Origin of the sequence: Microbacterium sp. Root180, assembly GCF_001428485.1 — a bacterium.
GTDB lineage: Bacteria > Actinomycetota > Actinomycetes > Actinomycetales > Microbacteriaceae > Microbacterium.
This window is the reverse complement of record NZ_LMHS01000003.1, coordinates 991,571-1,016,269: the sequence shown is the minus strand read 5'-3', so window position 1 is coordinate 1,016,269 and position 24,699 is coordinate 991,571. Positions and strand designations below refer to the sequence as shown.

Below are 24,699 nucleotides of genomic sequence, written 5' to 3'. Positions count from 1 at the left end.
TTCAATCGGGAGGGCCGCTCTTCTGATGCACGCCACCGCGTTCTGGGTGGACGGCCCCTCGCAGGGGTCGCTGCGCGAGGTTGCGCTGAGCGACCCCGCACCCGGCGACGCCGTGGTACGCACGCTCGTGACGGGGATCAGCCGGGGGACCGAATCGATCGTGTTCCGGGGCGAGGTCCCGGCGGGGGAGCGCGACCGCATGCGCGCGCCGTTCCAGGACGGTGAGCTTCCGGGCCCCGTCGCCTACGGCTACCTCAACGTCGGGGTCGTGGAGAGCGGACCGGCGGAGCTCGCGGGCCGCACGGTGTTCACCCTCTTCCCGCACCAGTCGGTGTTCGTCGTGCCGGGCTCGGCCGTGTCGGTCGTGCCCGACGGCGTGCCGACCCGCCGCGCGGTGCTGGCGGGGGCGGTCGAGACGGCGGTGAACATCCTGTGGGATGCCGCGCCCCTCGTCGGCGACCGCGTCAGCGTCGTCGGTGCGGGGATGATCGGCTGCGCGGTCGCGCGCCTCGCCGCCGGCATCCCGGGCGCGGACGTCGAGCTCGTCGACATCGATCCCTCGAAGGCGGCGGTGGCCGAGGGCCTCGGGGTCGCGTTCGCCGCACCGGATACGGCAGCGCGCGATCGCGATCTCGTGATCCACACGAGCGCATCCGGCGACGGCCTGCAGCTCGCGCTCGACCTCGCGACGACCGAGGGCGAGGTGATCGAGGCGAGCTGGTTCGGGGATCGCCCGGTGAGCGTGCACCTCGGCGGCGCGTTCCACTCCCGGCGCCTCACGGTGCGCTCGAGCCAGGTCGGGATGGTGGCGCCGCGGCGGCGGGGCAGTCGCTCGACGCACGATCGCCTGGCTCTCGCGCTCGATCTGCTGCGCGACCCCGCCTTCGATCAGCTGCTCACGGGCGAGTCGTCGTGGCGGGACCTGCCCGCGGTGATGGCCGCGATCGCCGACGGCTCGGCCCCTGGCCTGTGTCACACGATCGACTGGAGCGACGCATGACCTACTCCCTGACGGTGCGCGACCACATCATGATCGCCCACAGCCTCACCGGCGAGGCGTTCGGCCCGGCCCAGCGGCTGCACGGAGCCACGTACGTCGTGGACGCGACGTTCCGGGCCGCGGCGCTCGACGACGACGGCGTGGTGGTCGACATCGGGCGGGCGAGCGAGGTGCTGCGCGGCATCCTGTCGCTCCTCTCGTACCGGAACCTCGATGAGGAGCCGGAGTTCGCGGGGGTGAACACGACCACCGAGCGGCTGTGCGGCGTCATCGCCGAGAAGCTCGTCCTCGCGGCGCGGGAGGGCTCCCTCGGCGCGGCGCGCCTCACCGGCATCGGGGTCACGCTGCGCGAGTCCCACGTCGCGTGGGCCTCGTACGAGGTGGAGCTGTGAGCGCACGCGTGGTGTGGTTCGTCGTCCCCGAGGGGGTCGACGATCCGGCGCGCGTGAGCGGCGGCAACGTCTTCGACGCCCGGGTGGCCGAGGGACTGCGACGACTCGGCTGGGACGTGCGGCGGGTGGAGGCGCGAGCGGATGCCGCCTCCCGTGCCGCGCTCGACGGCCTGCCGTCGGGCGGTCTGGTGCTCGTGGACGGGCTCGTCGCGCGCGGTGCCCCCGACGCCGTCGTGGCAGCGGCGGCCCGGCTGCGCCTGGCGGTGCTGGTGCACATGGTGACCGCGGCGTTCGACGAGGCCGACCCCGCGGCGATCGAGCACGAGCGACGGGTGCTGGCGAGCGCCGCCCTGGTCGTCGCCACGAGCGTCTGGACGCGGGACGAGCTGGTGGCCCGCGGCCTCGTCGCCCCCGACCGGGTCGTGGTCGCGACGCCGGGATCCGATGACGCGCCGCTCTCGGGGGGAACGACGACGGGCGGGTCGCTCCTGTGCGTGGGCGTCGTGGCCCCGCACAAGGGGCAGGATCTGCTCGTCGACGCCCTCACCGCCCTCGGACCCGGATGGACGTGCACGATCGCCGGGTCGGTCGCCGCCGACCCCGCGTTCGTGCGGCGGATCGCGGCGCGCGCCGCGGACGCCGGAGTGGCCGAGCGCATCACGTGGGCCGGGGTCGTCCACGGACGCGCCCTGGACGCCCTGTACGCGCGGGCCGATCTGCTCGTCGCCCCATCGCGCACCGAGAGCTACGGCATCGTGGTCGGCGATGCGCTGCGCCGCGGCATCCCCGTCGTCGCCACCCGCGTCGGGGGGATCCCGGAGGCGATCGGGCCGAGCCGGGCCGCGATCCTCGTATCGCCGAATCGGCCCGCCGCCCTGCGCGATGCGCTGCGGCAGTGGATGACGGATGCGTCGCTGCGCGCCGCGCTGACGGCCGAGGCCCGGCAGGAGGGTCCGAGCCGCCGCGACTGGACCGAGACGGCGCGCACCGTCGACCGCGCGCTGCGGAGCCTGCCGTGAGCGTCGTCATCCCGGTGTCGGCCGATTGGCTCACGCTGCGCGAGGAGGCCGATGCCGCGTCCCGCTCGCGCTCGCTGGCGCGCCGGGCGTCGCACCTGGTGCACGCGCCGGTCACCGTGCACGACCTCGGCAGCGGGACCGGCGCGATGATGCGCTGGCTCGCGCCCCGCCTGCCCTCTCCTCAGACGTGGGTGCTGCACGACTGGAACGCCGCGCTCCTCGCGCACGCCGCCGCCGCGCCTCCGGGATCCGTCGCCGCGGTGCTGACGCGGGTGGGACACCTGGAGACGCTGCGGGCCGAGGACCTCGCCGGCGCATCGCTGGTCGTGACGTCGGCCCTCCTCGACGTGCTGTCGGCGGAGGAGGTGGAGGCGATCGTCGCTGCCTGCGTCGGCGTCGGCGCCCCGGCGCTGTTCGCGCTCACCGTCGATGGGGACGTCGCGCTCGATCCCGTCGACCCCGGCGACCGCGTGTTCGCGGCGGCGTTCAACGACCACCAGCGCCGCAGCGCCGAGGACCGACGCCTGCTCGGACCCGACGCGGTCGCCGTCGCCGCGGGGCTGTTCCGGGCGGCCGGCTGGTCGGTGCGGACGGATTCCTCGCCCTGGCGCCTGGGCGATCGCGAGCCCGCGCTCGTCGCCGAGTGGCTGGAGGGGTGGGTGTCCGCCGCCGTGGAGGAGCGCCCGGCGCTCACCGAGTGGGCGGGTGAGTACCTGCGCACGCGGCGCGCGCAGGTACTCACCGGCAGGCTCCGCGTCGTCGTCCACCATCGGGATCTCCTCGCGTGGCCGTCATGACCGATCTCTCCGCTCCCCGGGAGCGCGCACCCGACCGGCTCCCGGCCCCGCTCGCGGTCGCTCCCGTTCCCCCGCCGGAACCGCCGCGGTGGCGACCATGGCTGCGCGCGGCGGCCGGGGCGGCGATCCTCGTGGGCATTGTGGCGGTCGCGGGTGCCGAGCCGTTCCTCCGCGGACTCGCAGCGGTCTCGCCGATCGCGATCGCCGCGGCCGTGGTGCTCGCCGCCGCGGCGACCTGCGCCGCCGCCTGGCGATGGCGCACCCTCGCGACGCGGATGGGGTTGCGCCTGGCGTGGGGCGAGTCGGTGGCCGCCTACTACCGGTCCCAGTTCCTCAACACGGTGCTGCCGGGCGGTGTCGTCGGCGATGTGCACCGTGCCGTGTCGCACGGCCGCAGTGTCGACCAGGTCGCGCAGGCCTCGCGCGCGGTCGCGGCGGAGCGCGCGGCAGGGCAGGCGGTGCAGCTCGCCCTCGCCCTCGCCGTGCTCGTGATCGCCGGATCGACGGCGGCCGCCTCGGCCTTCGCCGTGCTCGGCGTTGTGGTCGCGATCATCGCCGTGCTCGCGATCGTCGCCGCAGCGAGCCGCCGCGCACGGACCGCCGTCACGCGCGAACTCGCCGTGCTCCGGTCGGCATTCTCGTCGGTCGGGACGGTGCTGCGGGTGGTGGCGGCATCCGTCGTCGTCCTCGGCGCGCACGTCGCGACGTTCCTCGTCGCGTGCGTCGCGGTCGGGGTGGAGGCCTCGCCCGACCGCGTGACGGCGGCGGCCCTCGTGGCCGTGCTGGCCTCGTCGATCCCGTTCAGCTTGGGCGGATGGGGTCCTCGCGAAGGGGCGGCGGCGTGGGCGTTCGGCGTCGCGGGTCTCGGCGCGGCGGCCGGGCTCGCGGCGGCGACCGCGTACGGCGTGCTCGCGATGATCGCCGTCGCGCCGGGCGCGGTCGTGCTCGCGGCATCCGCGCTCCGCCGACGCAGGGAGAGGGGCGCATGAACCGGCCGTACGTCACGCTGAGCTGCGCGATGTCGCTCGACGGGTACCTCGACAGCGAGACGCCCCGGCGGCTGGCGATGTCGAACGCCGAGGACTTCGACCGCGTCGATCAGCTGCGCGCCGACAGCGACGCGATCATGGTGGGCGCCTCGACCGTGCGGCGCGACAACCCGCGTCTGCTCGTGCGCAGCGAGCGGCGACGGATGCTGCGCCGCGGCGCGGGCCGCGAGGAGACCCCCGTCAAGGTCACGGTGACGGCGAGCGGAGACGTGTCGCCCGCGTCGGCGTTCTTCACGGCCGGCGACGTCGAGAAGATCGTCTACTGCCCGCGTGGCGAGTCGGCGAGGATCGCACGGACTCTCTCGTCGGTCGCCACCGTCGTCGCCCTGGGAGACGAGGTGACGATGGCCGCCGTCGCGGATGACCTCGCGGAGCAGGGGATCCGGCGCCTTATGGTCGAAGGAGGCGGCCGCATGCACACGCAGTTCCTCGTGGAGGATGTCGCCGACGAGCTGCAGCTGGTCATCGCCCCGTTCTTCGTGGGCGAGTCGCAGGCGCCCCGTTTCGTCGGCGAGGGGCGATTCCCGTGGAACGCGTCGCGGCGCGCGCGACTGACCGAGACGCGGCCCATCGCCGACGTGGTGCTGCTGCGGTACGCGCTGTCGCACCGCTTCGACGCGGACCCCGATGCCGTGCGGGCGCCGCAGGGACCTCCCGACGGTGAGCGGCCGGTCTGAGCCCGGGCTCGACGGCGCGAGCGCCTCGCGCCGCGCCGCCGCGCTCACCGCGGTCGCGGCCGGGACGCTGGTGCTGGTTCCGCTCGTGCCAGGCGTGCTCGGCGGCGACGGGGCCGTGGCGCTCGCGGGGATCCCGGGGGAGTCGATCGCCGTCGTGCTCGTGCTCCTCATCGCCGTGCGGCGACCGCTGCGGATCGGAGTGGGGATCGGATTCGGCGTGGTGGTGGTCCTCGCGATCCTGATCTCGGCGCTCGACCTCGCGTTCCGGCTGACGATCGACCGGGCCTTCAACCCGGTCGACGGCGGCAAGGCGATCGCCGACGGGTACGGCGTCGTCGCCGACGCGATGGGGCAGGTCGGCGCGGCCTCCGCGCTCGTCGCCGTCGCCGTCGTCGCCGCGGCGAGCGTCGCCGGCATCTCGCTGGCGGCGATGCGGGTCAGCGGCGCGGTGGCGGACGGACCACACGGACGGATGCTGGTCGCCGGCATCGCGGCGGGGTGGATCGTGCTCGCGCTCGCCGGAGCCCGACTCACCCCCGACGTGCCGGTGGCGGCATCCCGTTCCGCGGACGAGCTCGTCACGACGACCGAGCGGGCCGTCGCGAGCGTGCAGGAGCTGCAGGCGTTCGACCGGGCGATCCGCGTCGATCCGCTCGACGCGATGCCCGGCGACGAGCTGTTCACGGCTCTGCGCGGCAAGGACGTCATGATCGTGTTCGTCGAGGCCTACGGGCGCGTCGCTCTCGAACCGGCGCCGTTCACGGCCCCGGTCGAACGCGCGCTCTCGAACGGTGGCGAGGCCCTTGCCGGCGCCGGGTTCTCCGCCCGAAGTGCGTTCCTCACCTCGCCGACGTTCGGCGGGGTCAGCTGGCTCGCGCACTCGACGCTGCAGACCGGGGCGTGGGCCGACTCGCCCCTGAAGTACACGCGCTTGCTCGACAGCGACCGGCGCAGCCTCAGCGAGCTGTTCGGCTCTGCGGGCTGGCACACGATGTCGGTCGTGCCGTCGAACGAGCGCGCATGGGAGGCCGGCAAGGACTTCTACGGATTCGACACCATGCTCGACGAGCGGAACATGGCGTACCGCGGCCCGCACTTCGGCTACGCGCACATGCCCGACCAGTACACGTGGAGCGTGTTCCACTCCCGGCGCGCCGACATCGACGGCCCGGTGATGGCGGAGCTCGACCTGGTGTCCTCCCACACGCCCTGGACGCCGCTACCGCAGCTCGTGCCGTGGTCGCAGCTCGGCGACGGCCGGGTGTTCGCGCGGCAGGCGGCATCCGGGGAGTCCGCCTCCGAGGTCTGGGGCGACCGGGAGCGGGTGCGGGAGCTGTATGGCGAGTCCGTGGCCTACACGCTCGGCGCGACGTTCTCGTACCTCGAGACGTTCGATCAGCCCGACCTGGTGCTCGTGCTCGTCGGCGATCACCAGCCGTGGCAGATCGTCAGCGGGGAGGAAGCCGATCATGACGTGCCGATCACGATCATCGCGCAGGACCCGGCGGTCTTCGACGCGATCGCGTCGTGGGGATGGGAGAAGGGCGTGCACCCCTCGCCCGCCGCGCCGGTCTGGCGCATGGACGCCTTCCGCGACCGCTTCGTCGACGCCTTCAGCGAGTGAAGCGGTCCATGGAATCTGCCGCAGCGGCGAGTCGGATGATCACACGGGGGCTGTCGACCGCTTCCCGATTGCGATCGGCAGCCACACGGCGCCGACGAGAATCATGACCGGCCCAGTGATCCACATGGCAGTCCGGGTGGGTGTCGACGAGCCGACTCCGCCTGTTGCATCCGCGATCATCCCGGCTTCAAAGGTGAGGATCGCGGCCGTACCCAGAATGGTCAACCCGGCCGCAAGGATGGCCGTGCTGATGAGTACTCCCGTTAGCTTGCTCATTGCAAACACCTTTCCCTGGGGCTTGTCGGCGTCACCTGGTTGAGCGGTTCTTGGATCTCATCGTCTACCTTTCAGCCATGCCTCTCGTGCGCCGAGGCGTTTCTGAGATGACATGACCGGGAGGTGAATCATGACGGCGACGGAAGTAACCGACTTTGTGCAGCAGATGCCGGCGTTTCGCGTGCACGTTTGGACGACGCCGCAGCCTGAGTACGCCGAGAACCTCAACGCATACCGTGTCGAGGGTGCTCGAGACGTTCTCGAAGTGATCGATTGGGCGCGCTCGACTCACGACGACGGGCGAAGAGAAGTGCTCGCCGAAGTGGACACGGGCGCGATCTTCAGCGGCGAGGAGGAGGAAAGAGCGCTGATTCCGCTTTACGGATGGCGACCACCGCAGCCTCCGACAGGCGACATTTCGTTTCGCGCGGTCTGACTCGCCGCGACGCTGCGTCGCGCTAAAAGACGATCGTGTGGTTGCCGTGGCGGATGACACGGTCCTGCGCATGCCACAGCACCGCACGGGAGAGGACCTGGCGCTCGACATCCGAGCCGCGGCGGACGAGCTCCTCGACGCTGTCGCCGTGGGTGACGCGCACGGTGTCCTGCTCGATGATCGGCCCCTCGTCGAGGTCGTCCGTGACGTAGTGCGAGGTCGCGCCGATGAGCTTGACGCCGCGCTCCTTCGCCTTCTTGTACGGCTCGGCGCCGATGAAGGCGGGCAGGAATGAGTGGTGGATGTTGATGACCGGCACGCCCACCTGCTCGAGGAAGCTCGCAGAGAGGATCTGCATGTAGCGGGCGAGCACGATGAAGTCGACGTTGCCGGCCAGGAGCTTCACGATCTCCGCCTCGGAGGCGGACTTGTCGGGCCCCGCGACCGACGGCACATGGAAGAACGGGACGCCGAACGAGCGCACGTCCTCCGCCGCCGTGGTGTGGTTCGAGATCACCATCGGGATCGTGACCGGCAGGTCGCCGCGGCGGTGGCGCCACAGCAGGTCGAGCAGGCAGTGGTCCTGCTTCGACGCGAGGATCGCCATCCGCTTCGGGATGGACTGGTCGGTGATCGACCACTGCAGATCGAACCCGTCGCCCAGCGTGCGGGCGAGGTCGGCCTCGATGCCGGGGAGTGCCGCGGACAGGTCGGCGCAGTGGAAGACCACGCGCTGGAAATACGCCCCGCCGATCGGGTCGTCGGAGTACTGGTCGAACGCGACGATGTTTCCGTTGTTGCGCGTGATCAGCGCCGAGACCGCCGCCACGATCCCTGGCCGGTCGCTGCCGTGGACGATCAGGCAGGCGTGGTCGGCGGGGAGGTGCGGGGTAGCGGCCATGCGTCGATTCTGCCTTGTCGGGCGGCGAGCCCGCTGTCGCACCCGCATCATCGATGTACCTCGCGACGATGTGCCGCCGTCGCGTCATTGTCCGTGTGCACGGGGGTCATAAGAGATGGGACCGCTGACGCGGTCGCTCTCGCCCCTGGCAGCCGGCATCGAAGTGGAGGTCTCGGTGATATGACACTCATCGTTGGAGCAATCGACGCCCGCGCCGGGACCGTGCACCTCGCCGGCGACTCGAAGATCACCTGGGCTGCAGACGAGACGCGCTCGCGCAAGATCTATTCCGACCCCGTGCTCAAGGTGATCCGCCTTTCCGAGGGACTGGCCGTCGGATATGCCGGGGCCGGACCATCCACCCTTGCAGAGAGGGTCGGAAACCTGCGTGGTCTTGAGCGGAACGCGGTGCTCGACGGTCTTGCCCAGGTGGGTGGCGCGACCTTCATCGTTGCGGGAAACGGCGCGCAGCTGTGGAGGGTCGAGGACGGTGAATGGGCCGAGGTGACGTCCGAGGGCCTCGTCATCGCCGGCGATGACGAGGATCTCAACGGAACGACGGTGTTCGAACTCGTGCGAGCGCGCTACGGCGACTTCCCCGACGACAGCGCCCGATCGCGTTTGATGTCGACCATGCAGCACCTCATTCAGTTCCGACGACCAAGCACCATCGGCGGCATGCTCGTGATGCTGTCGTCGGTAGGCCCGCGGGGGTTTCGGTACGACGCGACCCCTTCGGTCAACTTCAACGCGATCTACTCAGGCGAACCTGTCGAGCGCCCGGTGTTCCTGCACACTCTGCCGGGCGACGAGCCCACCCCGGGAGCGGTCGGGTTCTGGGTCGAAAACGCGGGCAGCGGTCACTTGTTCAAGGACGGTGAACCCCACATCCGCGAGGAGATCCGTAGTGCGACCCTCGGCGCGTTTGTGACCGAGGCCGAAGAAACCTTCGGCCAGGTGCTGGTCGTTCCACGCGAGGACCCGATCACCGGCCTCTTTCGCCAGCTGTAGCGAACAACCGAAAGGCCAACATCTTGTCGATGACGAGCGAAGAGTCCCCGAACGCGAGAGTCTCACGTCTTATTCGCGAGGCCCGAGAGGTCTCAACCTCCATTCCTTTCGATCGGCGGGCATTCCTCCTGAGTGGGATAGCGAACGCCGTCCACGATGCCGTGGAACTCGATCTGACTCTCGGAGGTGCTCCCGAGGGTCGCGACTGGGAACTCGACGGCCTCGACGAGGTCGTCGGAGCTGCAGACACCTACTACCGCGCCGCACTCGACGCGCGGCAGAACCGACGACGCTGAGCGCCGTCTTCCGCTGTGCGCCCTGTGCGGCGGGGCCGACCGCTATCGCACACCCCGCATCAGGCGCAGCACCGGCTTCGTCGCCAGCAGGAGGCCGGCACCGACCACGATCGCAAGACCTCCGAGGATGGTGAAGTACGGCACCTCGTTCTCCGGGTCGTAGTAGCCCGCGACGATGCCCGACACCGACGTGCCGAGGGCGACCGACAGGAAGAACAGCGCCACCATCTGCGTGTGGAACTTCTCCGGCGCCAGCTTCGTCGTCACCGAGAGCCCGATGGGGGACACGAGCAGCTCCGCGACGGTGAACACGAGCAGGATGCCGACCATCGCCAACAGCGGCGTGGAGTTCTCGCCGCCGCCGGCGAACGGCAGGAACAGGAGGAAGGCGCATCCCATGAGGATCGTGCCTACGCCGAACTTCACCGGCGTCGAGGGCTGGCGGTCTCCGAGCTTGGTCCAGATGGCCGCGAACACTCCCGACAGGACGATGATGAACACCGGATTGATCGACTGCACCCACTCCGGGGGCATGGTCCACCCCAGGATCGTGCGGTCGAGCTTGCTCTCGGAGTACACCGGAACGACGGTGAACTGCTGCTGGTAGAGCGACCAGAACGCGGTCGACGTGATGAAGAGCGGGATGAACCCGAAGACGCGCGAGCGTTCGTCCGGCGTGGTGAGCCTGCTGGTCAGGATCAGCGCGAAGTAGGCGATCGCCGCGGCCAAGGTCACGATCGCGACGGACGCCGACAGGTTGTCCGCGGTGACGACGCCGGTCAGCACCAGGACGGCGATGGCCGCCGCGCCGACGAGACCGATGCCGATCGCCACGGGGTAGCGCTTCCTCGGCAGCGGGTTGGGGATGACCCGGGACTGCGGCGGAAGCGACTTGCGGCCGAAGGAGTACTGCAGGAGCCCGATGCCCATCCCGATCGCGGCGACGAGGAAGGCCCAGTGAAAGCCCGCGACGTCTCGGACGGCGCCGGTGATGATCGGCCCGAAGAACGCGCCGAGGTTGATGCCCAGGTAGAAGAGCGAGAAGCCGGCGTCGCGTCGCGGGTCCTTGGCCGAATACAGCGTGCCGACGACGGAGGTCGCGTTCGCCTTCAGGCCGCCCGAGCCCAGGGCGACGAGAACCAGGCCGACACCGACGCCGGCGATTCCCGGGATCGCCGCCAGCGCGACATGCCCTGCCATGATCACGATCGCGCTGAAGAAGAGGACCCGCTCGGAGCCGAGCAGGCGGTCGGCCAGCCACGCGCCGAGGATGGTGCAGAGGTAGACCGTGCCGCCGTACGCCCCGATGATGCCGAGCGCCGTCGCCTGCGGAAGACCCAATCCACCCTCGCTGACCGAGAAGTAGAGGTAGTAGGTCATCACGACCTGCATGCCGTAGAAGCTGAAGCGCTCCCACATCTCGACGCCGAAGATGTGCGCGAGGGCCCACGGCTGCCCGAAGAACCGGGTGTCGTGGTCGGCGCCGTCATCCAGCGCGGTCGTGCCTGCCGCTACCTGCTCTGCCTCGCGATCGTCGCGGTGATCCATGGCTGCTCCCGTCGCCGCCCGTCGTGGATGACGTCAGGCTAGCGGGCGAGGTCCGCCGACGTCAGTACCCCTCGGGGAGGGACGGATGCCGCTCCTCGGCCGCGTGCCGACGCGGGATGAACAGCGCCACGACGAGGGCCACGACCGCGGCGGCGCCACCGAGCACGAACGACAGCTGGAACGCGGTCGGCGACGGCACCGGCATCCCACCCGCGTCGATCGTGTAGGTCGCGAGCACCGCACCGATCACAGCCGCGGCGGTGCTCGTGCCGAGCGAGCGGAAGAGGGCGTTCAGGCCGTTGGACGCCCCCGTCTCGGACTGCGGCACCGAGCGCATGATGAGCATCGGCATGGCCGCGTAGCCGAAGCCGATGCCCGCGCCGATGAGGAAGTTCGCGACGACGAGCTGCCACACCTCGCTCGAGAAGAGCAGCGTGAACCCGTACGCGAGGATGAGCGAGATCGCGCCCATCACCAGCAGGAGCTTGGGCCCGATGGTGCGGGCGAGGCGTCCCGAGAACGGGGAGAGCACCATCATCACGACGCCGGCCGGCATGACCACGAAGCTGGCCGCCAGCAGGGAGAGCCCGAAGCCGCCGGTCGCGACGGGCAGCTCGAGCATCTGCGGGTACACGACGTTCGACGCGAACAGCGAGAAGCCCATCGCGACCGAGGCGATGTTCGTGAGCAGGACGGGGCGCCGCGCGGCCACCCGCAGGTCGAGGAGCGGCTCGGCGATACGCAGCTCGTACCAGCCCCACACCACGAGCACCAGGATCCCGCCGAGGCCGAGCGCGAGCGTGGGCGGGGCGGTCCAGCCCCATTCGTTTCCGCGGGAGACCGCGAGCAGGATGCCGAGCAGACCCACGCTCAGCCCCGCGGCACCCACGAAGTCGAATCGGCCGGCCGTGCGCAGCACGCTCACCGGCACGATCCACAGCACGAGTGCGAAGACGACGACGCCGAGCCCTGCCGCGACCCAGAAGAGCAAGTGCCAGTCGGCACGCTCGGTGATCAGCGCGCTGATCGGCAGGCCGAGGGCGCCGCCCACGCCGAGTGTGGCGCTGATGAGCGCGATCGCGGTGTCGACGCGGTTCTCGTGCAGCACGTCGCGCAGGATCGAGATCCCGAGCGGGACCACGCCCACCACGGCGCCCTGCAGGGTGCGGCCGACGATGATGCCGACGATGCCGGGCGAGAGCGCCGCGATCACCGAGCCCGCGACGAGCAGCGCGAGCAGCACGAGCACGATCCGCCGCTTGCCGTACATGTCGCCGAGGCGGCCCGAGATCGGCGTGATGATGGCCGCGGCGAGCAGGGTCGAGGTCACGACCCAGGCCGTGTCCTCCCGGCTCGCGTTCAGCAGTTCCGGGAGCTTCGACTGGATCGGCACCACGAGCGTGAACATGAACGACGACGCGAGACCTGCGATCGCCAGGACCGCGATGATCGCTCCCTGGCGAGGCATCCGGGTGAGTCGTCTTCTCGCGTTCTCCTCCGGCGTGCCCATCGGACAAGGCTATCCGCGCCGTGGGCCTGCGGCTCCGCGAGCACAACTCCTCCGGAAGTCGCCGAGATGGCCGGATGCCGGCTGCCCGGCCGATCGGAGAGGAGTTGTGCACGCCCGCGAGTGCCACACTGGATCCATGGCCGACTCCGCGACCCCGCCGGGCATCGACATCCGTCCCCTGGACACCGTCGACGAGGTTCACGCCGCATCGCGGGTCCTCGCGGAGGTCTGGGGCGGCGACAACGGGGGCATGCCGCCGAACCTGCTGCGGGCGCTCGCCCATGCCGGCAACTACGCCGTCGGGCTCTACGACGGCGACCGGATGGTGGGAGCATCCGTCGCCTTCTTCGCCGCGCCCGCGGCCCGCTCGATGCACAGCCACATCACCGGGGTGCTCCCCGACCTGCAGAGCAAGGGGCTCGGGCGCGTGCTCAAGCAGCACCAGCGCGAGTGGGCGCTGGCCCGGGACGTCGGACACATCACGTGGACGTTCGACCCGCTCGTCGCCCGCAACGCCCACTTCAACCTGCGCACCCTCGGGACGCGCGTGACCGAGTACCTCGTGAACCACTACGGCCCGATGGACGACGGCATCAACCGCGGCGACGAGACCGACCGCGTCATGGTGTCGTGGGCGCTCGCCGCTCCTCCCGTTCCCACCCCGGCCGACGAGCGGGTGGTCGCCTCGGTCGCGATCCCGCACGACATCGAGACCCTGCGCCGGGAGGCGCCGGCGGATGCTGCGACCTGGCGCCTCCGCGTGCGCGACGAGATCCTCGCCCGCCTGGCGGAGGGCCTCGTGATCGGCGGGTTCGACGACGAGCGCGGCTACCTCTTCGTGCGCCCGGCCTGAGCGCTGCGCTTCACGTATCCGGCAGGAATCCTCCTCCGCTCGTCACTTCTCCTTCGCTCCTTGCGGGCCGGAAATCCCTAGGCTCGCGTCATGCCCTACCGCGCCCACTTCGACTTCGACATCCGCTTCGCCAACGGCGGGGAGCTCTCGGGCACGGGCTTCCGGCTCGACCTGCCGGACCGCGACCTGTCCGAGGCTGAGATCGGCCGGCTGCTCGTGCAGCACCTCGGTCTCGCGCTCGTCGACGAGGTGGACCTGCGCGGGCTGCGCATCGTCGAGGAGCCGCACCGCGGCAGCCGCGGAGTGTCGGATGCCGCATCCGGCGCAGCTGCGACGACGCGCGTGGTCGACCTCAGTCACCCGATCCGCGCCGGGCTCGTGACCTACCCGGGCCTGCCTGCGCCGGAGATCACGCCGCACCTGACGCGCGAGGACTCGCGGGCGAAGTACGCGCCGGGAACCGAGTTCGCGATGGACATCCTCACCATGATCGGCAACACCGGCACCTACCTCGACAGCCCGTTCCACCGCTACGCCGAGGGCCCCGACCTCGCGGGGCTCGAGCTGTCCTCGCTGGTCGGTCTGCGCGCCGAGGTGTTCCACCTCGAAGACGCGTGGACGCCGGAGCGCCGCGGCATCCGACCCGAGACCCTCGCCGATCGCGACGTGCGCGGCGTGGCCGTCCTGCTGCACACCGGGTGGGATCGCTGGTTCGGCCGGCCGGAGTACGGATCCGGCGCGCCGTTCCTCACCGGCGAGGGGGCGCAGTGGCTCATCGACGCCGGCGCCGCGCTGGTCGGCATCGACTCGCTCAACATCGACGACACCGAGTCGGGCGGCGAGCGACCGGCCCACTCGCTCCTGCTCGGCGCGGGCGTGCACGTCGTCGAGCACCTCACGAACCTGGGCGAGCTGCCGCCGCGCGGCGCCCGGTTCACAGCCGCTCCGCCGGCCGTCGAGGGGTTCGGGACCTTCCCCGTGCGGGCGTTCGCCGAAGTCCCCGTCTGACCTTGACCGGCGCATAACTCCTGCAGATCTGGGTCGGTCGCGGGTCGCGGGCCCGGAATCACGGCGCGCTCGCCTTCGGCGCCCGTGAAAGTGCAGGAGTTGTGCGCCCGCGATGGCCCGAGGTCGGTGGCTCGAGGTATCTGGCTCGGCGTACGGCACTCCTCCCCTGCAGACACGCATCCGAGGAGACGGACATGCACGAACACATCGAGATCCTGATGGCCGCCGTGGCCGCGAAGCTGCGGCGCGACCGTCCTCGTGCGGTTCGCAAGCGCGGTCCGCGGCGGGCGCGAGGCACCTTCGTCCCGGTCATGCCCGAGCTTCCCGCGGCGCGGCCGCTGCCCGCCCTGCACCTCGCGCACTGACGGCATCGCCGCCGAGGCCGGGCGTACGCTGAGCGCATGCCCATCGCCTCCGCCGCGGCATCCGTCGCCCTCGAGGGCTTCGAGCTGAGGGTGCTGCACCTTCCGCTGGTCGCCCCGTTCACCACGTCGTTCGGCACCGAGACGGTGCGCGAGGTGATCGTCGTGCGCGCCCTGACCTCGGACGGCGACGGCTGGGGCGAGATCGTGACCATGGCGGCGCCGCTGTACTCGAGCGAGTACACGCAGAGCGCGTGGGATGTCGCGCTGCGCTGGCTCGCCCCGGCGCTGCTGGACCGCGGCCGGCTCGCACCCGAAGAGGTCGCGTCCGTGCTGGCGCCGTTCGTCGGCCACCGCATGGTGAAGGCCGGCCTCGAGCTCGCCGTGCTCGACGCGGCGCTGCGCAGCGAGGGCCGCGCGCTGGGGGAGTACTTCGGTGCGGTACGCGACCGCGTGCCGAGCGGGGTCTCCGTCGGAATCCAACGCGATCCGGCGGCCCTCGTCGACGCGGTCGGCGGCTACCTCGACGAGGGGTACGCGCGCATCAAGATCAAGATCAAGCCGGGCCGCGACATCGCCGACACCGCCGCCGTGCGCGACGCGTTCGGCGCCATCACGCTGCAGGTGGACGCCAACTCGGCCTACACGCTCGCCGACGTCGACACGCTCGCCGAACTCGATCGCTTCGACCTGCTCCTCATCGAGCAGCCGCTGCAGGAGGACGACCTCGTCGACCATGCGACCCTCGCCCGGCGCCTTCGCACGCCGGTGTGCCTCGACGAGTCGATCGTGTCGGCCAAGGCGGCCGCCGACGCGCTGGCGCTGGGTGCGGCATCCGTCATCAACATCAAGGCGGGGCGGGTGGGCGGCTATCTGGAGGCGGTCGCGATCCATGACCTGTGCCGGGATGCCGCGATCCCGGTGTGGTGCGGAGGCATGCTCGAGACGGGGATCGGCCGTGCCGCCAATGCCGCCCTCGCAGCGCTCCCCGGCTTCACCCTGCCGGGCGACGTGTCGGCATCGAGCCGGTTCTACACGCGCGACATCGTCACCGAGCCCGCCGTGCTCGAAGACGGTCACGTGCGCGTGCCGACCGGGCACGGACTGGGGATCGAGATCGATCCGGTCGCGCTTGAGGACTTCACCGTGGTGCGAGAGACGCTCACGCGGTGACGGGCGCGCGGGCACGGCGTCGTGGCGCGTGGGCGCTGCTCGCTGTCTGCGCAGTCGGGACCGGCCTCACGGCCTGCGCGCCTCCCGGAGATGTCGCTCCGCCACCGCTGCCCGACGGTGTATCGGTCGAGTTCGTGCAGCTGCGCTCCGATGTCGCCGCCCGGCAGGCGCAGGTGCAGGTGCACAACGACACCGACGAGACGATCGAGATCGGCGACGTCACGGTGACCGACCCGCGCTTCGCCGACGTCGCGACGCGGCCGACCGCGGGCCGGTCGTCGACCATCGCCCCCGGTGGAACGGTCGACATCCGCATCCAGCTCCCGCCCATGCAGTGCGACACCGCGGATGGCCAGATGACGGTGCAGCTCGAACTCGATCTGCCCGAGCGCGCCGTGCGACCGGAGGCATCGATCGTTGAGGGGCCGCTCCGGGACCCGCTCGACGTGGTCGGGCCGCTCCACCAACGCGACTGCCGGGCGGCAGAGGTCGCGGACTCCGCGCACGTGTCGTTCGGTGGCTTCGACCCCTCTCCGCCGGGGGAGCCCGCGACGCTCACGATGAGCGTTGCCCCCACTGGCCGGGGAGCGGTGACGATCACCGGCATCCAGACGACCAATCTGCTGACGTTCGGCGAAGTCGCCGACGCCACCGTTGAGACGTACCCCATCGGCTATGCCGTCCGCGAGGGCGACGCCGGGATGACCGAGATCGCCTTGCCCATCATGCCGCTGCGGTGCGACCCCCACGCGGTGCAGGAGGACAAGCGCGGCACGATCTTCGACGTCGAGGTGGAGATCGACGGCGAGCCCGGAGAGATCGAGCTCGCCGCCTCGGAGGACATGCGGGGGGAGATCCTCACGTGGGTCGCGAACTGGTGCGGGTTCGGCTCCTAGGCCGAGTGCGAGCGCGAGCGGATGCCGCTTGTCAAGACCCTGCAGCGCGAGCCTGGTCCTCGCCAGAGTGGGAGCATGACCTCTCTCGCAGTCATTCTTCTCATCGTCGGCGTCGTGCTGCTGCTCCTCGGAGTCTTCATCGAGGCCGCGAAGTTCCTGCTGTGGATCGGCCTCGTGATCATCATCATCGCCGTGATCGCGTGGCTCATGCGCTTCATCCGCCGCCAGACCTGATCCGACCCTGGCTGCGGCCATGCCCCCGCCTAGGGTGGGGGCATGGTCAGCAGCGCCCGACCCCACGATCCCGCCGCCGCACGCGGCATCTCCCGCCGCACCCAGTCGGAGATCTACCGCGCCGGCATCAGCGGCACGCGCCCGCGGGTGCCGGTCGATCAGGCTGAGCTCGAGCGTGCCGCGCGCAAGGCGCTGAGCGCCGAGGCGTTCGCCTACATCGCCGGCGGCGCCGGGGCCGAGCGCACGATGCGCGCCAACACGACCGCGTTCGAGCGGTGGCAGGTGTGGCCGAGACCGCTCCGCGACGTGTCCGCGCGCGACCTCTCGGTGGAGTTCCTCGGCCGTCGACGCCCCACCCCGCTGCTCCTCGCCCCGCTCGGCGTGATGGAGATGGCCCACGACGAGGCCGACCTGGCGGTCGCGCGGGCCGCGGCATCCCTCGGCGTGCCGTACACACTGTCCAACCAGGCCTCCTTCCCCATGGAGGAGGTGGCGGATGCCGCTCCCGGCGGCTCCCGGCTGTTCCAGCTCTACTGGTCCGCCGACGACGAGCTCAACGCCTCGCTGCTGCGGCGTGCCGAGGCATCCGGCTGCGAAGCCGTCGTCGTGACGCTCGACACGCACCTGCTCGGGTGGCGGACCCGCGATCTCGACCTCGCCTATCTGCCGTTCACGCGCGGCATGGGGATCGCGCAGTACTCGAGCGATCCGGTGTTCCAGCAGCTCGTGCGCGAGCGTGTGAGGAAGGGTCCGGATGCCGCGGTCCCGCCGGCGCCCGCGGTGCGGATCACCCCGAAGACCGTGGCGGCGGGAGTGAAGATCGCACGCAAGGGCGCCGCGCTCACCGGCGGGGGCCTGCGCGAGAACCTGCGCTCGCCCCTGCCGCGCGCGGCGGTGGAGACGTTCCTCGACGTGTTCTCGACGCCGGCCCTCACGTGGGACGACCTCGCGAAGGCGCGGGAGTGGACGAGCCTGCCGATCCTGCTCAAGGGCATCGTGCACCCCGACGACGCGGCGCGTGCGCTCGATGAGGGGGTCGACGGGGTGTGGGTGTCCAATCACGGCGGCCGCCAGATCGACCAGTCCGTGCCGACCCTCGACGCCCTGCCCGGGGTCGTGGAGCGCGTCGGCGGACGCGTGCCCGTGGTCTTCGACTCGGGCGTGCGGCAGGGATCGGATGCCTTCATCGCCCTCGCCCTCGGTGCGACGATCGTCGCGCTCGGCCGGCCGTACGCGTACGGGCTCGGCATCGCGGGCGAGGAGGGCGTGCGCGAGGTCGTGCGCAACGTGCTCGCCGAGCTCGACATCACCCTGGGGCTGTCGGGGCACACGTCGATCGCCGAGGTCGGCCCCGACGCGCTGCGACCGGTCTGAGCGGGTTCGAGGGCCGCGAAGCCAGGCGGGTCGGGCGACTAGAATCGACGATGCCGCGCTCTGCGGTGCAGCGACTTCGCACTTCCCCTCTCCCGACCATTGGAGCCACCGTGGCCGAGCAGTCCCGCCTCGACAAAGTCATCGCCCTCGCCCGTCACCGCGGGTTCGTGTTCCAGGCCGGTGAGATCTACGGCGGATCCCGTTCTGCGTGGGATTACGGACCGCTCGGCACCGAGCTCAAGGAGAACATCCGCCGTCAGTGGTGGCAGACGTTCGTGCGTGGCCGCGGCGACATGGTCGGACTCGACTCGTCGATCATCCTGCCCAAGCGCGTGTGGGAGGCATCCGGTCACGTCGCCACGTTCACCGACCCGCTGGTGGAGTGCCTGCAGTGCCACAAGCGGTTCCGCGCCGACAACCTGATCGAGGACTTTGAAGCGCGCAAGGGCCGCAAGGCCGAGAACGGCCTCGCCGACGTCCCGTGCCCGAACTGCGGCACCAAGGGCCAGTACACCGAGCCCAAGGCGTTCTCCGGCCTGGTGAAGACCTACCTCGGCGTCGTCGACGACGAGTCGGGCCTGCACTTCCTGCGCCCCGAGACCGCACAGGGCATCTTCGTGAACTTCTCGAACGTGCTCACCGCGAGCCGCAAGAAGCCGCCGTTCGGCATCGGCCAGGTCGGCAAGGCGTTCCGCAACGAGATCACGCCGGGAAACTTCATCTTCCGCACCCGCGAGTTCGAGCAGATGGAGATCGAGTTCTTCACCCCGCCCGCCGACGCCGGCGAGTGGTTCGACCACTGGGTCGAGGCGTGCTGGAACTGGTTCATCGATCTCGGCATCGATCCCGCGAACATGCGGCGGTTCGACGTGCCCGAGGACGACCGCGCCCACTATTCGGCCGGCACCATCGACGTCGAGTACCGCTTCGGCTTCGCGGGCAAGGAGTGGGGCGAGCTCATGGGCGTCGCGAACCGCACGGACTACGACCTCAGCAGCCACACCGAGGCGTCGGGTCAATCGCTGACCTTCTTCGACCAGGCCTCGGGGGAAAAGTACACCCCCTACGTGATCGAGCCCTCGTTCGGACTCACGCGCGCGATGATGGCCTTCCTCGTCGACGCGTATCACGAGGAGGAGGCGCCGAACGCGAAGGGCGGCACCGACACCCGCACCGTCCTCAAGCTCGACCCGCGCCTGGCGCCGGTCAAGGCCGCGATCCTGCCGCTGTCGCGCAACGAGCAGCTCTCGCCCATCGCGCGCGAGGTGGCCGAGGACCTTCGCGGCGAGTGGAACGTCGACTTCGACGACGCCGGCGCGATCGGCCGCCGCTACCGCCGGCAGGACGAGATCGGCACGCCCTTCTGCGTCACCGTGGACTTCGACTCGCTCGAGGACCGCGCCGTCACCGTGCGTGATCGCGACACGATGAGCCAGGAGCGCGTGCCGCTCGAGACCCTCCACGCCTACCTCGCGGAGCGCCTGCGCGGGGCCTGACGGGGCCCGGCCGGTCAGATCAATCGGTGACCGTGTAGGTCGCGTCGCCGGTGTCGCCGTCGAGCACGCGCCGGTAGTCCGTCGCGATCACGCCGCGCAGGATGTCGGTGTCGATGGACTCGAGGTCCTTGAGATAGAGGCATCCGGCGCCGGTCGTGTGCGGTCCGAGGGCGTCGAGGTCGTGCGCGCCCGCATCGAGGAGGTAGACGGTCGTCGCCTGCTTGCGGGGGGCGAACGCGGCGATCGGCACATCGCCCTCGGTGCCCGTCGGATACCGGTAGTGACACGCCCCGAACCCGACGATCGTCCCCCACAGCTCGGGTTCGCGCCCGGTCACCTCCTGCATCAGCGCTACCATCGTCTCGGCGTCGCGGCGACGCTTGGCGGGGGTGACCCCGGCGATGAAGGTGGCGACGCTGCCGCCCGTCTTCTTCATCAGACGCCTCCGCCGCCGCTCTTGGCCGCCGCTTTCATCGCCCGCTTGTGCTCGCGCACCTTCGTCAGCGAGTCCGTCGACACGATGTCGGCGACGCTGCGGAAGCTGCCGTCTTCGCCGTAGGGGGCGGATGCCTCGCGCCAGCCCGTGCCGTCGTAGCCGTACTGCTTGCCGAGCAGGGCGAGGAAGATCTTCGCCTTCTGCTCGCCGAAGCCAGGGAGCTTCTTCAGGCGCGCCAGGACGGCGGCGCCGTCGGGATCGCCCTGCGTCCAGATCGCCGACGCGTTCCCTCCCCAGTCCTGCTCGACCGCCGTGCACAGAGCCTGCACGCGTGCGGCCATGGAGCCGGGGAATCGGTGGACGGCGGGGGTGGCCTTGAACAGCTCGGTGAAGGCTTCGGGGTCGAACGTCGCGAGGGCCGCGGCATCCAGCGTCCCTGCGCGCTCCGCGATCTTGAGCGGACCCGCGAACGCGGTCTCCATGGCGACCTGCTGGTCGAGCAGCATGCCGATCAGCAGGGCGAGCGGGTCGTCGGTGAGCAGACGGTCGGCGGTCTCGTCCCCCGTGATGTGGAGCGTCATGACGCCAGTCTCGCACTGGTCCCGCAGCCGGTGCGACCCGGTTCCCGCAGCGTCCGGATGCGAGGATGTCAGCATGCCCGCTGCCCCCGAGCCCTTCGACGAGCTGATGACGCACGCGCGCGAGACGCGGGTGGTGGTCGTGGGCGGCGGCATCGCCGGACTCGTCGCCGCGTGGGAGTGCGCGAAGGTCGGGATGCCGGTGACCGTGCTCGAGGCGTCCGATGCGTTGGGGGGCACGATCGCGACGGCCGAGGTCGCCGGGATCCGCGTCGACGTCGGTGCTTCGTGCTGGACGGCGGGCGGGGTGGTGCGCGAGCTCGTCGACGAGCTCGGGCTGGGCGACCGGGTCGTGACGCCGGTCGACGATCGCACGTGGATCGCCGGCCTCGCGAAGGGGGCGGCGGCGCCCGTGCCCCGGGAGTCCGTGCTCGGCATCCCGGCGAACCCGTGGGACGAGTCCGTCCGGCCGTTCATCGGCTGGAGCGGGGCGTGGCGCGCGTACCTCGACCGTCTGCGCCCCCCGCTCACGATCGGCAAGGAGCTCAACCTCGGACGCCTGGTGCGCTCGCGCATGGGCGACGCCGTGCTCGAGCGGATGGTCGCGCCGCTCAGCCTCGGCCGATTCGGCGTCTCTCCGTACCGGGTCGACGTGTCGGCCGCTGCGCCGGGGCTCAGCTCGGCGCTCACGCGCACCGGGTCGCTCGGCGGCGCCGTGGCCGATCTCCTCGTCGGACGTGAAGGTGGCGGCGTCGAGTCGCTCGACGGCGGCCTCGCGCCGCTGGTGGACGCGCTCGTCGCCCGGCTCGCCGAGCTCGGGGCGGTCGTCTCCACCGGAGTACGTGTGACCGGGATCGAACGCGACGACACCGGATGGCGCGCCCTCGACGGCCACGAGGTGGTCGCCGCGGCCGACATCCTCGTGATCGCCACCGGCCCGCAGGACGCCGCCGCGCTTCTCGCCCCGCACGCCGGCACCGCCGTCACCGTGATGACGGATGCTTCGCCCCGACGCGACGTTGTCACCCTCGTCGTGGACGCGCCCGCGCTGAATGCCTCGCCGCGCGGGGGCCAGGTCTATCCCGTTCCGGGTCCGATCCGCACCTCGGGGGTCGTGCACGCGACCGCGCGGTGGTCCTGGCTCGCGCAGGCGGCCGGGCCGGGCCGGCACGTGCTCAACGTCGCGTTCGATCGCCCATCCGCCCCTGTCGAGTCACGGTGGCGCGAGCTGGACGACGACGGCACCGCGGCCGCGTCCCTGCCGCCGGACGGCGCCGCCCTTGCCGAGATCGCCCGAGCGGAGGCATCCGCTCTCCTGGGCGTGCCGCTCGGCGCCGACGCCGTGCGCGGCTGGCACCGCGCCGGGTTCGACCTGCCCCGGCCGGCCTCGGCGCGCGGCCACGACGATCATGCGACCGCCGTGCGGACCTCCGTCGCGAAGCTCCCCGGCCTCGCCGCCGTCGGCGCGTGGCTCTCGGGCAGCGGGCTCGCGCAGGTCGTGGCGGACGCCCGGGACGAGGCCGAGAGGGTGCGCCGGGCGGCGCTATGGGCGTCTTCGGCGCCGGACTGACATCGCTTCGCTCCCCGTTGTCAAGGGTGGATGCCGGAATCGGAATACGGGGCTACCCTGGGACTGTCATCAGCGCACCACCGATCGTGAGGAGACCCCATGAGGGGCAAAGCAGGACTCGTCGTCGGACTTGCCGTGGGCTACGTGCTCGGCACGCGCGCCGGTCGCGAGCGCTACGAGCAGATCAAGACCCAGTGGCTCAAGGTCTGGAACCTCGACCCGGTGCAGGAGCAGGTCGGCAAGGTCAAGGACTTCGCCAAGTCGAGCGCCATGGCGCTCCCCAGCACGCTGTGGGACTCGGCCGTCAAGGTCACCAAGGCGGCGACGACGAAGGGCACGCCCGGCGAGCGCCTCGACGCCGCACTCGACACCGGCAAGGAGCAGGCCGACGACGTGGGCCGTGCCGCGAAGACGACGGCGAAGGCCGCGAAGGACGCCGTCGAGGACCTGATCGACGAGAAGACCGACGACCCGCCGGCCGCCGGGCGCGGCGGAGCGTGACATGAGTTCGCCGCGTGGCTTCCGCGACCGCGCGGACGACAGCCTTCTGACGCTGCTCGGCGAGGTTCCCGAGCTCGTCCGCAACCTCGTCATCGCCGAGATCGAATCGGCGAAGAAGTGGGTCGCCCGCACCGCGAAGGACGGCGGGTGGGGGGCGCTGTGGATGGTCGCCGCCATCTTCGTGCTGTTCTGGGCGGTGCCCGTCCTCGGCACGTTCGTCATCGCCGGCCTGTCGTCCTGGTGGCCCGTGTGGCTGTCGGCGCTCGTCGTGTTCTTCGCGATGCTGATCGTGACCGCGATCCTGGCGCTGCTCGGCATCCTGCGGTTCCGCAAGATCGGCGAGAGCCAGAACCCCGTGCAGTCGATCGCCCAGGATGTGAAGGAGGTGCGCGATGAGCTCTGACGCGCCCGTACCCGTGCCGCGCACCGCCGTGCCCCTCGGCATCACCGACCCCGTGGAGAAGGCGCGCGCCGAACTCAAGGCCGCCCTTGCCGCCATCGAGGTGAAGGGAAACATCCCGCGGCGCCTCTCGGTCAGGATCGACGAGTCGGTCGACATGGCCCAGAAGTTCTCCAAGCGCAACCCCGTCCTCGCGGCGGCGGCTGTCGTCGTGGCGGCCGCAGGGATCGGCGCCGGGGTCTGGGCTTTCGTCCGCTCCTACAGCCGCTGACTCCGACTGCTCATCCGTCAGGACCCTGGCACGACGCGGGGCGCGGACGGAGGGGTATGCTCGGAGTGAGGCAGTGCAATGGTGCGGATGCTGCCGACGCGCGAGCCCGATTCGATTCGCGCATCGGCTGCTCGACGTCTAGGGCGGCCGGCTGAGTACCACGAGAGTCGACCCATGAACACAGCCTCCCAGCACACGCCCGCCAAGCCCCTCGCGGGATGGCGCGTCCTTGTGCCCCGTGGCGGCCCCTGGGGTGACGGTGTCGCGGCGAGCCTGCGCCGCCAAGGCGCCACTCCCGTGATCGCTCCCCTCATCAATTTCGCGCCGACGAACGACCAGGCCGCCCTCGAGCAGTCGCTCGCGGACCTCGCCGCCGGCGCCTTCGACTGGCTCACCGTCACGAGCGCGACCACGGTCGACGTGCTCTACGCCTACCGCGCGATCGTCCCGGCATCCACCAAGATCGCGGCGGTCGGCGAGACGACGGCGGCGGCACTCCTCGCCGTCGGCTACCGCGTCGATCTCGTGCCCGATGACGACAACTCCGCCGCCGGAATGGCCGAGCAGCTGATCGGGCTCGAGCCGGAGCCGCGCGACATCCTCACCCTGCGCAGTGAGATCGCCAAGCCGGTGCTCACCCGCATGCTCTCCGATGCCGGGCATCGGGTCCGCAGCGTCGTCGCGTACCGCACGGTCGGCGTGCCGGTGACGGACCGTATCGCCGAGGACGTGCGATCGGGTCGCATCAACGCGGTCCTCGTCACGAGCGGGTCGGTCGCCGAGCAGGTTCACGGCCAGTTCCCCGACCTGCCCTCCACCACCCTGATCGCCGCGATCGGACCGCGCACCGCGAAGGACGCCCGCCGCGCCGGACTCCCGGTCGACGTGATCGCCGACGCGCAGACCGTCGATGCGCTGATCGACGCGGTGGCGCGATTCTCGCTGCCGCACGCCGCAGACGAGTTCGCCCCGCGCACGGGAGCACTCCCGCTTCCGCGTCAGGACTGATCT

General features: G+C 71.2%; 29 protein-coding genes. 23 read left to right on the top strand and 6 right to left on the bottom strand.

Going from position 1 to position 24,699, the window contains the following annotated elements; all coding sequences use genetic code 11:
* Window positions 1-25 precede the first annotated feature (25 nt).
* From ASD93_RS12215 to ASD93_RS12185, 7 genes are read left to right on the top strand one after another with little or no spacing between them, the layout of a single operon-like run.
* On the top strand, window positions 26-1,000 hold the full coding sequence (locus ASD93_RS12215; protein ID WP_056122867.1) for a zinc-dependent alcohol dehydrogenase: 975 nt from the start codon (window positions 26-28) through the stop codon (window positions 998-1,000).
* The gene (locus tag ASD93_RS12210; protein ID WP_056122864.1) at window positions 997-1,392 is read left to right on the top strand and encodes a 6-pyruvoyl trahydropterin synthase family protein; all 396 of its coding nucleotides are present in this window, start codon (window positions 997-999) and stop codon (window positions 1,390-1,392) included. Before ASD93_RS12215 ends, ASD93_RS12210 begins: the two co-directional genes overlap by 4 nt.
* Window positions 1,389-2,411 carry a glycosyltransferase family 4 protein gene (locus ASD93_RS12205; protein WP_157536948.1) on the top strand — a complete coding sequence of 341 codons (1,023 nt, stop codon included), beginning with the start codon at window positions 1,389-1,391 and terminating at the stop codon, window positions 2,409-2,411. The genes ASD93_RS12210 and ASD93_RS12205 overlap by 4 nt, the downstream gene beginning before the upstream one ends.
* Window positions 2,408-3,208 (top strand): hypothetical protein, encoded by an 801-nt coding sequence (locus ASD93_RS12200; RefSeq protein ID WP_056122861.1) that lies wholly within the window; start codon window positions 2,408-2,410, stop codon window positions 3,206-3,208. Before ASD93_RS12205 ends, ASD93_RS12200 begins: the two co-directional genes overlap by 4 nt.
* The gene (locus ASD93_RS12195) at window positions 3,205-4,197 is read left to right on the top strand and encodes a lysylphosphatidylglycerol synthase transmembrane domain-containing protein (RefSeq protein WP_157536947.1); all 993 of its coding nucleotides are present in this window, start codon (window positions 3,205-3,207) and stop codon (window positions 4,195-4,197) included. The genes ASD93_RS12200 and ASD93_RS12195 overlap by 4 nt, the downstream gene beginning before the upstream one ends.
* A complete protein-coding gene (locus ASD93_RS12190; protein ID WP_056122855.1) occupies window positions 4,194-4,934 on the top strand; it encodes a RibD family protein in 741 nt (246 codons plus the stop codon). The genes ASD93_RS12195 and ASD93_RS12190 overlap by 4 nt, the downstream gene beginning before the upstream one ends.
* Entirely contained in the window at window positions 4,918-6,558 is a 1,641-nt protein-coding gene (locus ASD93_RS12185; RefSeq protein ID WP_157536946.1) for a CDP-alcohol phosphatidyltransferase, read from the top strand. Before ASD93_RS12190 ends, ASD93_RS12185 begins: the two co-directional genes overlap by 17 nt.
* A gap of 39 nt (window positions 6,559-6,597) precedes the next feature.
* On the opposite strand, the gene ASD93_RS12180 is transcribed toward ASD93_RS12185, so the two are convergent.
* Window positions 6,598-6,834, bottom strand: coding sequence for a hypothetical protein (locus ASD93_RS12180; protein WP_056122850.1), 237 nt, complete (start codon window positions 6,832-6,834; stop codon window positions 6,598-6,600).
* 130 nt (window positions 6,835-6,964) lie between these two features.
* On the opposite strand from ASD93_RS12180, the gene ASD93_RS12175 reads away from it, so the two are divergent.
* Window positions 6,965-7,270, top strand: a complete 306-nt coding sequence (locus ASD93_RS12175; protein WP_056122847.1) for a hypothetical protein — start codon at window positions 6,965-6,967, stop codon at window positions 7,268-7,270.
* 22 nt (window positions 7,271-7,292) lie between these two features.
* Here ASD93_RS12175 and purU read toward each other — a convergent pair whose 3' ends face one another.
* A complete protein-coding gene (gene purU / locus ASD93_RS12170; protein ID WP_056122843.1) occupies window positions 7,293-8,171 on the bottom strand; it encodes a formyltetrahydrofolate deformylase in 879 nt (292 codons plus the stop codon).
* 180 nt (window positions 8,172-8,351) lie between these two features.
* Between purU and ASD93_RS12165 the strand changes: the two genes are divergently transcribed.
* A complete protein-coding gene (locus tag ASD93_RS12165; RefSeq protein WP_056122840.1) occupies window positions 8,352-9,182 on the top strand; it encodes a hypothetical protein in 831 nt (276 codons plus the stop codon).
* Window positions 9,183-9,343: 161 nt separating this feature from the next.
* Window positions 9,344-9,478: a hypothetical protein gene (locus ASD93_RS16260; RefSeq protein ID WP_268777960.1), complete on the top strand. Its 135-nt coding sequence runs from the start codon at window positions 9,344-9,346 to the stop codon at window positions 9,476-9,478.
* Between the two features lie 42 nt (window positions 9,479-9,520).
* On the opposite strand, the gene ASD93_RS12160 is transcribed toward ASD93_RS16260, so the two are convergent.
* Window positions 9,521-11,026, bottom strand: coding sequence for a peptide MFS transporter (locus ASD93_RS12160; protein WP_056122837.1), 1,506 nt, complete (start codon window positions 11,024-11,026; stop codon window positions 9,521-9,523).
* Window positions 11,027-11,087: 61 nt separating this feature from the next.
* Window positions 11,088-12,494: an MFS transporter gene (locus tag ASD93_RS12155; RefSeq protein WP_056122833.1), complete on the bottom strand. Its 1,407-nt coding sequence runs from the start codon at window positions 12,492-12,494 to the stop codon at window positions 11,088-11,090.
* Between the two features lie 178 nt (window positions 12,495-12,672).
* On the opposite strand from ASD93_RS12155, the gene ASD93_RS12150 reads away from it, so the two are divergent.
* The 8 genes from ASD93_RS12150 (at window position 12,673) to ASD93_RS12125 (ending at window position 19,932) form a co-directional block, all read left to right on the top strand.
* Window positions 12,673-13,389 (top strand): hypothetical protein, encoded by a 717-nt coding sequence (locus ASD93_RS12150; RefSeq protein ID WP_056122831.1) that lies wholly within the window; start codon window positions 12,673-12,675, stop codon window positions 13,387-13,389.
* Between the two features lie 90 nt (window positions 13,390-13,479).
* Complete coding sequence (locus ASD93_RS12145) at window positions 13,480-14,397, top strand: cyclase family protein (RefSeq protein ID WP_056122828.1); 918 nt, start codon at window positions 13,480-13,482, stop codon at window positions 14,395-14,397.
* Window positions 14,398-14,591: 194 nt separating this feature from the next.
* The gene (locus tag ASD93_RS15955) at window positions 14,592-14,762 is read left to right on the top strand and encodes a hypothetical protein (RefSeq protein ID WP_157536945.1); all 171 of its coding nucleotides are present in this window, start codon (window positions 14,592-14,594) and stop codon (window positions 14,760-14,762) included.
* A gap of 36 nt (window positions 14,763-14,798) precedes the next feature.
* Window positions 14,799-15,932, top strand: a complete 1,134-nt coding sequence (menC, locus tag ASD93_RS12140; protein WP_056122824.1) for an o-succinylbenzoate synthase — start codon at window positions 14,799-14,801, stop codon at window positions 15,930-15,932.
* Window positions 15,929-16,828, top strand: coding sequence for a hypothetical protein (locus ASD93_RS12135; RefSeq protein ID WP_157536944.1), 900 nt, complete (start codon window positions 15,929-15,931; stop codon window positions 16,826-16,828). The genes menC and ASD93_RS12135 overlap by 4 nt, the downstream gene beginning before the upstream one ends.
* A gap of 75 nt (window positions 16,829-16,903) precedes the next feature.
* Window positions 16,904-17,062, top strand: a complete 159-nt coding sequence (locus tag ASD93_RS16040; RefSeq protein ID WP_200950676.1) for a hypothetical protein — start codon at window positions 16,904-16,906, stop codon at window positions 17,060-17,062.
* Window positions 17,063-17,104: 42 nt separating this feature from the next.
* Window positions 17,105-18,436, top strand: coding sequence for an alpha-hydroxy-acid oxidizing protein (locus tag ASD93_RS12130; RefSeq protein ID WP_056122821.1), 1,332 nt, complete (start codon window positions 17,105-17,107; stop codon window positions 18,434-18,436).
* Window positions 18,437-18,546: 110 nt separating this feature from the next.
* Window positions 18,547-19,932, top strand: a complete 1,386-nt coding sequence (locus tag ASD93_RS12125; protein WP_056122817.1) for a glycine--tRNA ligase — start codon at window positions 18,547-18,549, stop codon at window positions 19,930-19,932.
* A 19-nt stretch (window positions 19,933-19,951) separates the two neighbouring features.
* Here the strand turns inward: ASD93_RS12125 and ASD93_RS12120 are convergent, their stop codons facing one another.
* Together ASD93_RS12120 and ASD93_RS12115 are read right to left on the bottom strand one after the other, a co-directional pair.
* Entirely contained in the window at window positions 19,952-20,368 is a 417-nt protein-coding gene (locus tag ASD93_RS12120) for a DUF1801 domain-containing protein (protein WP_056122813.1), read from the bottom strand.
* Window positions 20,368-20,949, bottom strand: a complete 582-nt coding sequence (locus ASD93_RS12115; RefSeq protein WP_056124468.1) for an HhH-GPD-type base excision DNA repair protein — start codon at window positions 20,947-20,949, stop codon at window positions 20,368-20,370. The genes ASD93_RS12120 and ASD93_RS12115 overlap by 1 nt, the downstream gene beginning before the upstream one ends.
* 73 nt (window positions 20,950-21,022) lie before the next feature.
* Between ASD93_RS12115 and ASD93_RS12110 the strand changes: the two genes are divergently transcribed.
* From ASD93_RS12110 to ASD93_RS12090, 5 genes are all read left to right on the top strand, one after another.
* The gene (locus ASD93_RS12110) at window positions 21,023-22,516 is read left to right on the top strand and encodes a protoporphyrinogen/coproporphyrinogen oxidase (protein ID WP_056122810.1); all 1,494 of its coding nucleotides are present in this window, start codon (window positions 21,023-21,025) and stop codon (window positions 22,514-22,516) included.
* 99 nt (window positions 22,517-22,615) lie between these two features.
* Window positions 22,616-23,017, top strand: coding sequence for a hypothetical protein (locus ASD93_RS12105; protein WP_056122808.1), 402 nt, complete (start codon window positions 22,616-22,618; stop codon window positions 23,015-23,017).
* Window position 23,018: 1 nt separating this feature from the next.
* The gene (locus tag ASD93_RS12100) at window positions 23,019-23,420 is read left to right on the top strand and encodes a phage holin family protein (RefSeq protein WP_056122805.1); all 402 of its coding nucleotides are present in this window, start codon (window positions 23,019-23,021) and stop codon (window positions 23,418-23,420) included.
* Window positions 23,410-23,688 carry a hypothetical protein gene (locus tag ASD93_RS12095; protein ID WP_056122802.1) on the top strand — a complete coding sequence of 93 codons (279 nt, stop codon included), beginning with the start codon at window positions 23,410-23,412 and terminating at the stop codon, window positions 23,686-23,688. The genes ASD93_RS12100 and ASD93_RS12095 overlap by 11 nt, the downstream gene beginning before the upstream one ends.
* A 174-nt stretch (window positions 23,689-23,862) precedes the next feature.
* Entirely contained in the window at window positions 23,863-24,696 is an 834-nt protein-coding gene (locus ASD93_RS12090) for a uroporphyrinogen-III synthase (RefSeq protein ID WP_056122799.1), read from the top strand.
* The last annotated feature ends 3 nt before the right edge of the window (window positions 24,697-24,699 follow it).

Bases quoted from the DNA above. Each gene is read 5' to 3' on its own strand.
- ASD93_RS12100 (WP_056122805.1), top strand. From the start codon at position 23,019: ATGAGTTCGCCGCGTGGCTTCCGCGACCGCGCGGACGACAGCCTTCTG.
- ASD93_RS12160 (WP_056122837.1), bottom strand. From the start codon at position 11,026: ATGGATCACCGCGACGATCGCGAGGCAGAGCAGGTAGCGGCAGGCACG.
- ASD93_RS12190 (WP_056122855.1), top strand. From the start codon at position 4,194: ATGAACCGGCCGTACGTCACGCTGAGCTGCGCGATGTCGCTCGACGGG.
- ASD93_RS12180 (WP_056122850.1), bottom strand. From the start codon at position 6,834: ATGAGCAAGCTAACGGGAGTACTCATCAGCACGGCCATCCTTGCGGCC.
- purU (WP_056122843.1), bottom strand. From the start codon at position 8,171: ATGGCCGCTACCCCGCACCTCCCCGCCGACCACGCCTGCCTGATCGTC.
- ASD93_RS12175 (WP_056122847.1), top strand. From the start codon at position 6,965: ATGACGGCGACGGAAGTAACCGACTTTGTGCAGCAGATGCCGGCGTTT.
- ASD93_RS15955 (WP_157536945.1), top strand. From the start codon at position 14,592: ATGCACGAACACATCGAGATCCTGATGGCCGCCGTGGCCGCGAAGCTG.
- ASD93_RS12155 (WP_056122833.1), bottom strand. From the start codon at position 12,494: ATGCCTCGCCAGGGAGCGATCATCGCGGTCCTGGCGATCGCAGGTCTC.
- ASD93_RS12090 (WP_056122799.1), top strand. From the start codon at position 23,863: ATGAACACAGCCTCCCAGCACACGCCCGCCAAGCCCCTCGCGGGATGG.
- ASD93_RS12110 (WP_056122810.1), top strand. From the start codon at position 21,023: ATGCCCGCTGCCCCCGAGCCCTTCGACGAGCTGATGACGCACGCGCGC.
- ASD93_RS16040 (WP_200950676.1), top strand. From the start codon at position 16,904: ATGACCTCTCTCGCAGTCATTCTTCTCATCGTCGGCGTCGTGCTGCTG.
- ASD93_RS12105 (WP_056122808.1), top strand. From the start codon at position 22,616: ATGAGGGGCAAAGCAGGACTCGTCGTCGGACTTGCCGTGGGCTACGTG.
- ASD93_RS12150 (WP_056122831.1), top strand. From the start codon at position 12,673: ATGGCCGACTCCGCGACCCCGCCGGGCATCGACATCCGTCCCCTGGAC.
- ASD93_RS12095 (WP_056122802.1), top strand. From the start codon at position 23,410: ATGAGCTCTGACGCGCCCGTACCCGTGCCGCGCACCGCCGTGCCCCTC.
- ASD93_RS12145 (WP_056122828.1), top strand. From the start codon at position 13,480: ATGCCCTACCGCGCCCACTTCGACTTCGACATCCGCTTCGCCAACGGC.
- menC (WP_056122824.1), top strand. From the start codon at position 14,799: ATGCCCATCGCCTCCGCCGCGGCATCCGTCGCCCTCGAGGGCTTCGAG.
- ASD93_RS12165 (WP_056122840.1), top strand. From the start codon at position 8,352: ATGACACTCATCGTTGGAGCAATCGACGCCCGCGCCGGGACCGTGCAC.
- ASD93_RS12115 (WP_056124468.1), bottom strand. From the start codon at position 20,949: ATGACGCTCCACATCACGGGGGACGAGACCGCCGACCGTCTGCTCACC.
- ASD93_RS12130 (WP_056122821.1), top strand. From the start codon at position 17,105: ATGGTCAGCAGCGCCCGACCCCACGATCCCGCCGCCGCACGCGGCATC.
- ASD93_RS12120 (WP_056122813.1), bottom strand. From the start codon at position 20,368: ATGAAGAAGACGGGCGGCAGCGTCGCCACCTTCATCGCCGGGGTCACC.
- ASD93_RS12210 (WP_056122864.1), top strand. From the start codon at position 997: ATGACCTACTCCCTGACGGTGCGCGACCACATCATGATCGCCCACAGC.
- ASD93_RS12215 (WP_056122867.1), top strand. From the start codon at position 26: ATGCACGCCACCGCGTTCTGGGTGGACGGCCCCTCGCAGGGGTCGCTG.
- ASD93_RS12195 (WP_157536947.1), top strand. From the start codon at position 3,205: ATGACCGATCTCTCCGCTCCCCGGGAGCGCGCACCCGACCGGCTCCCG.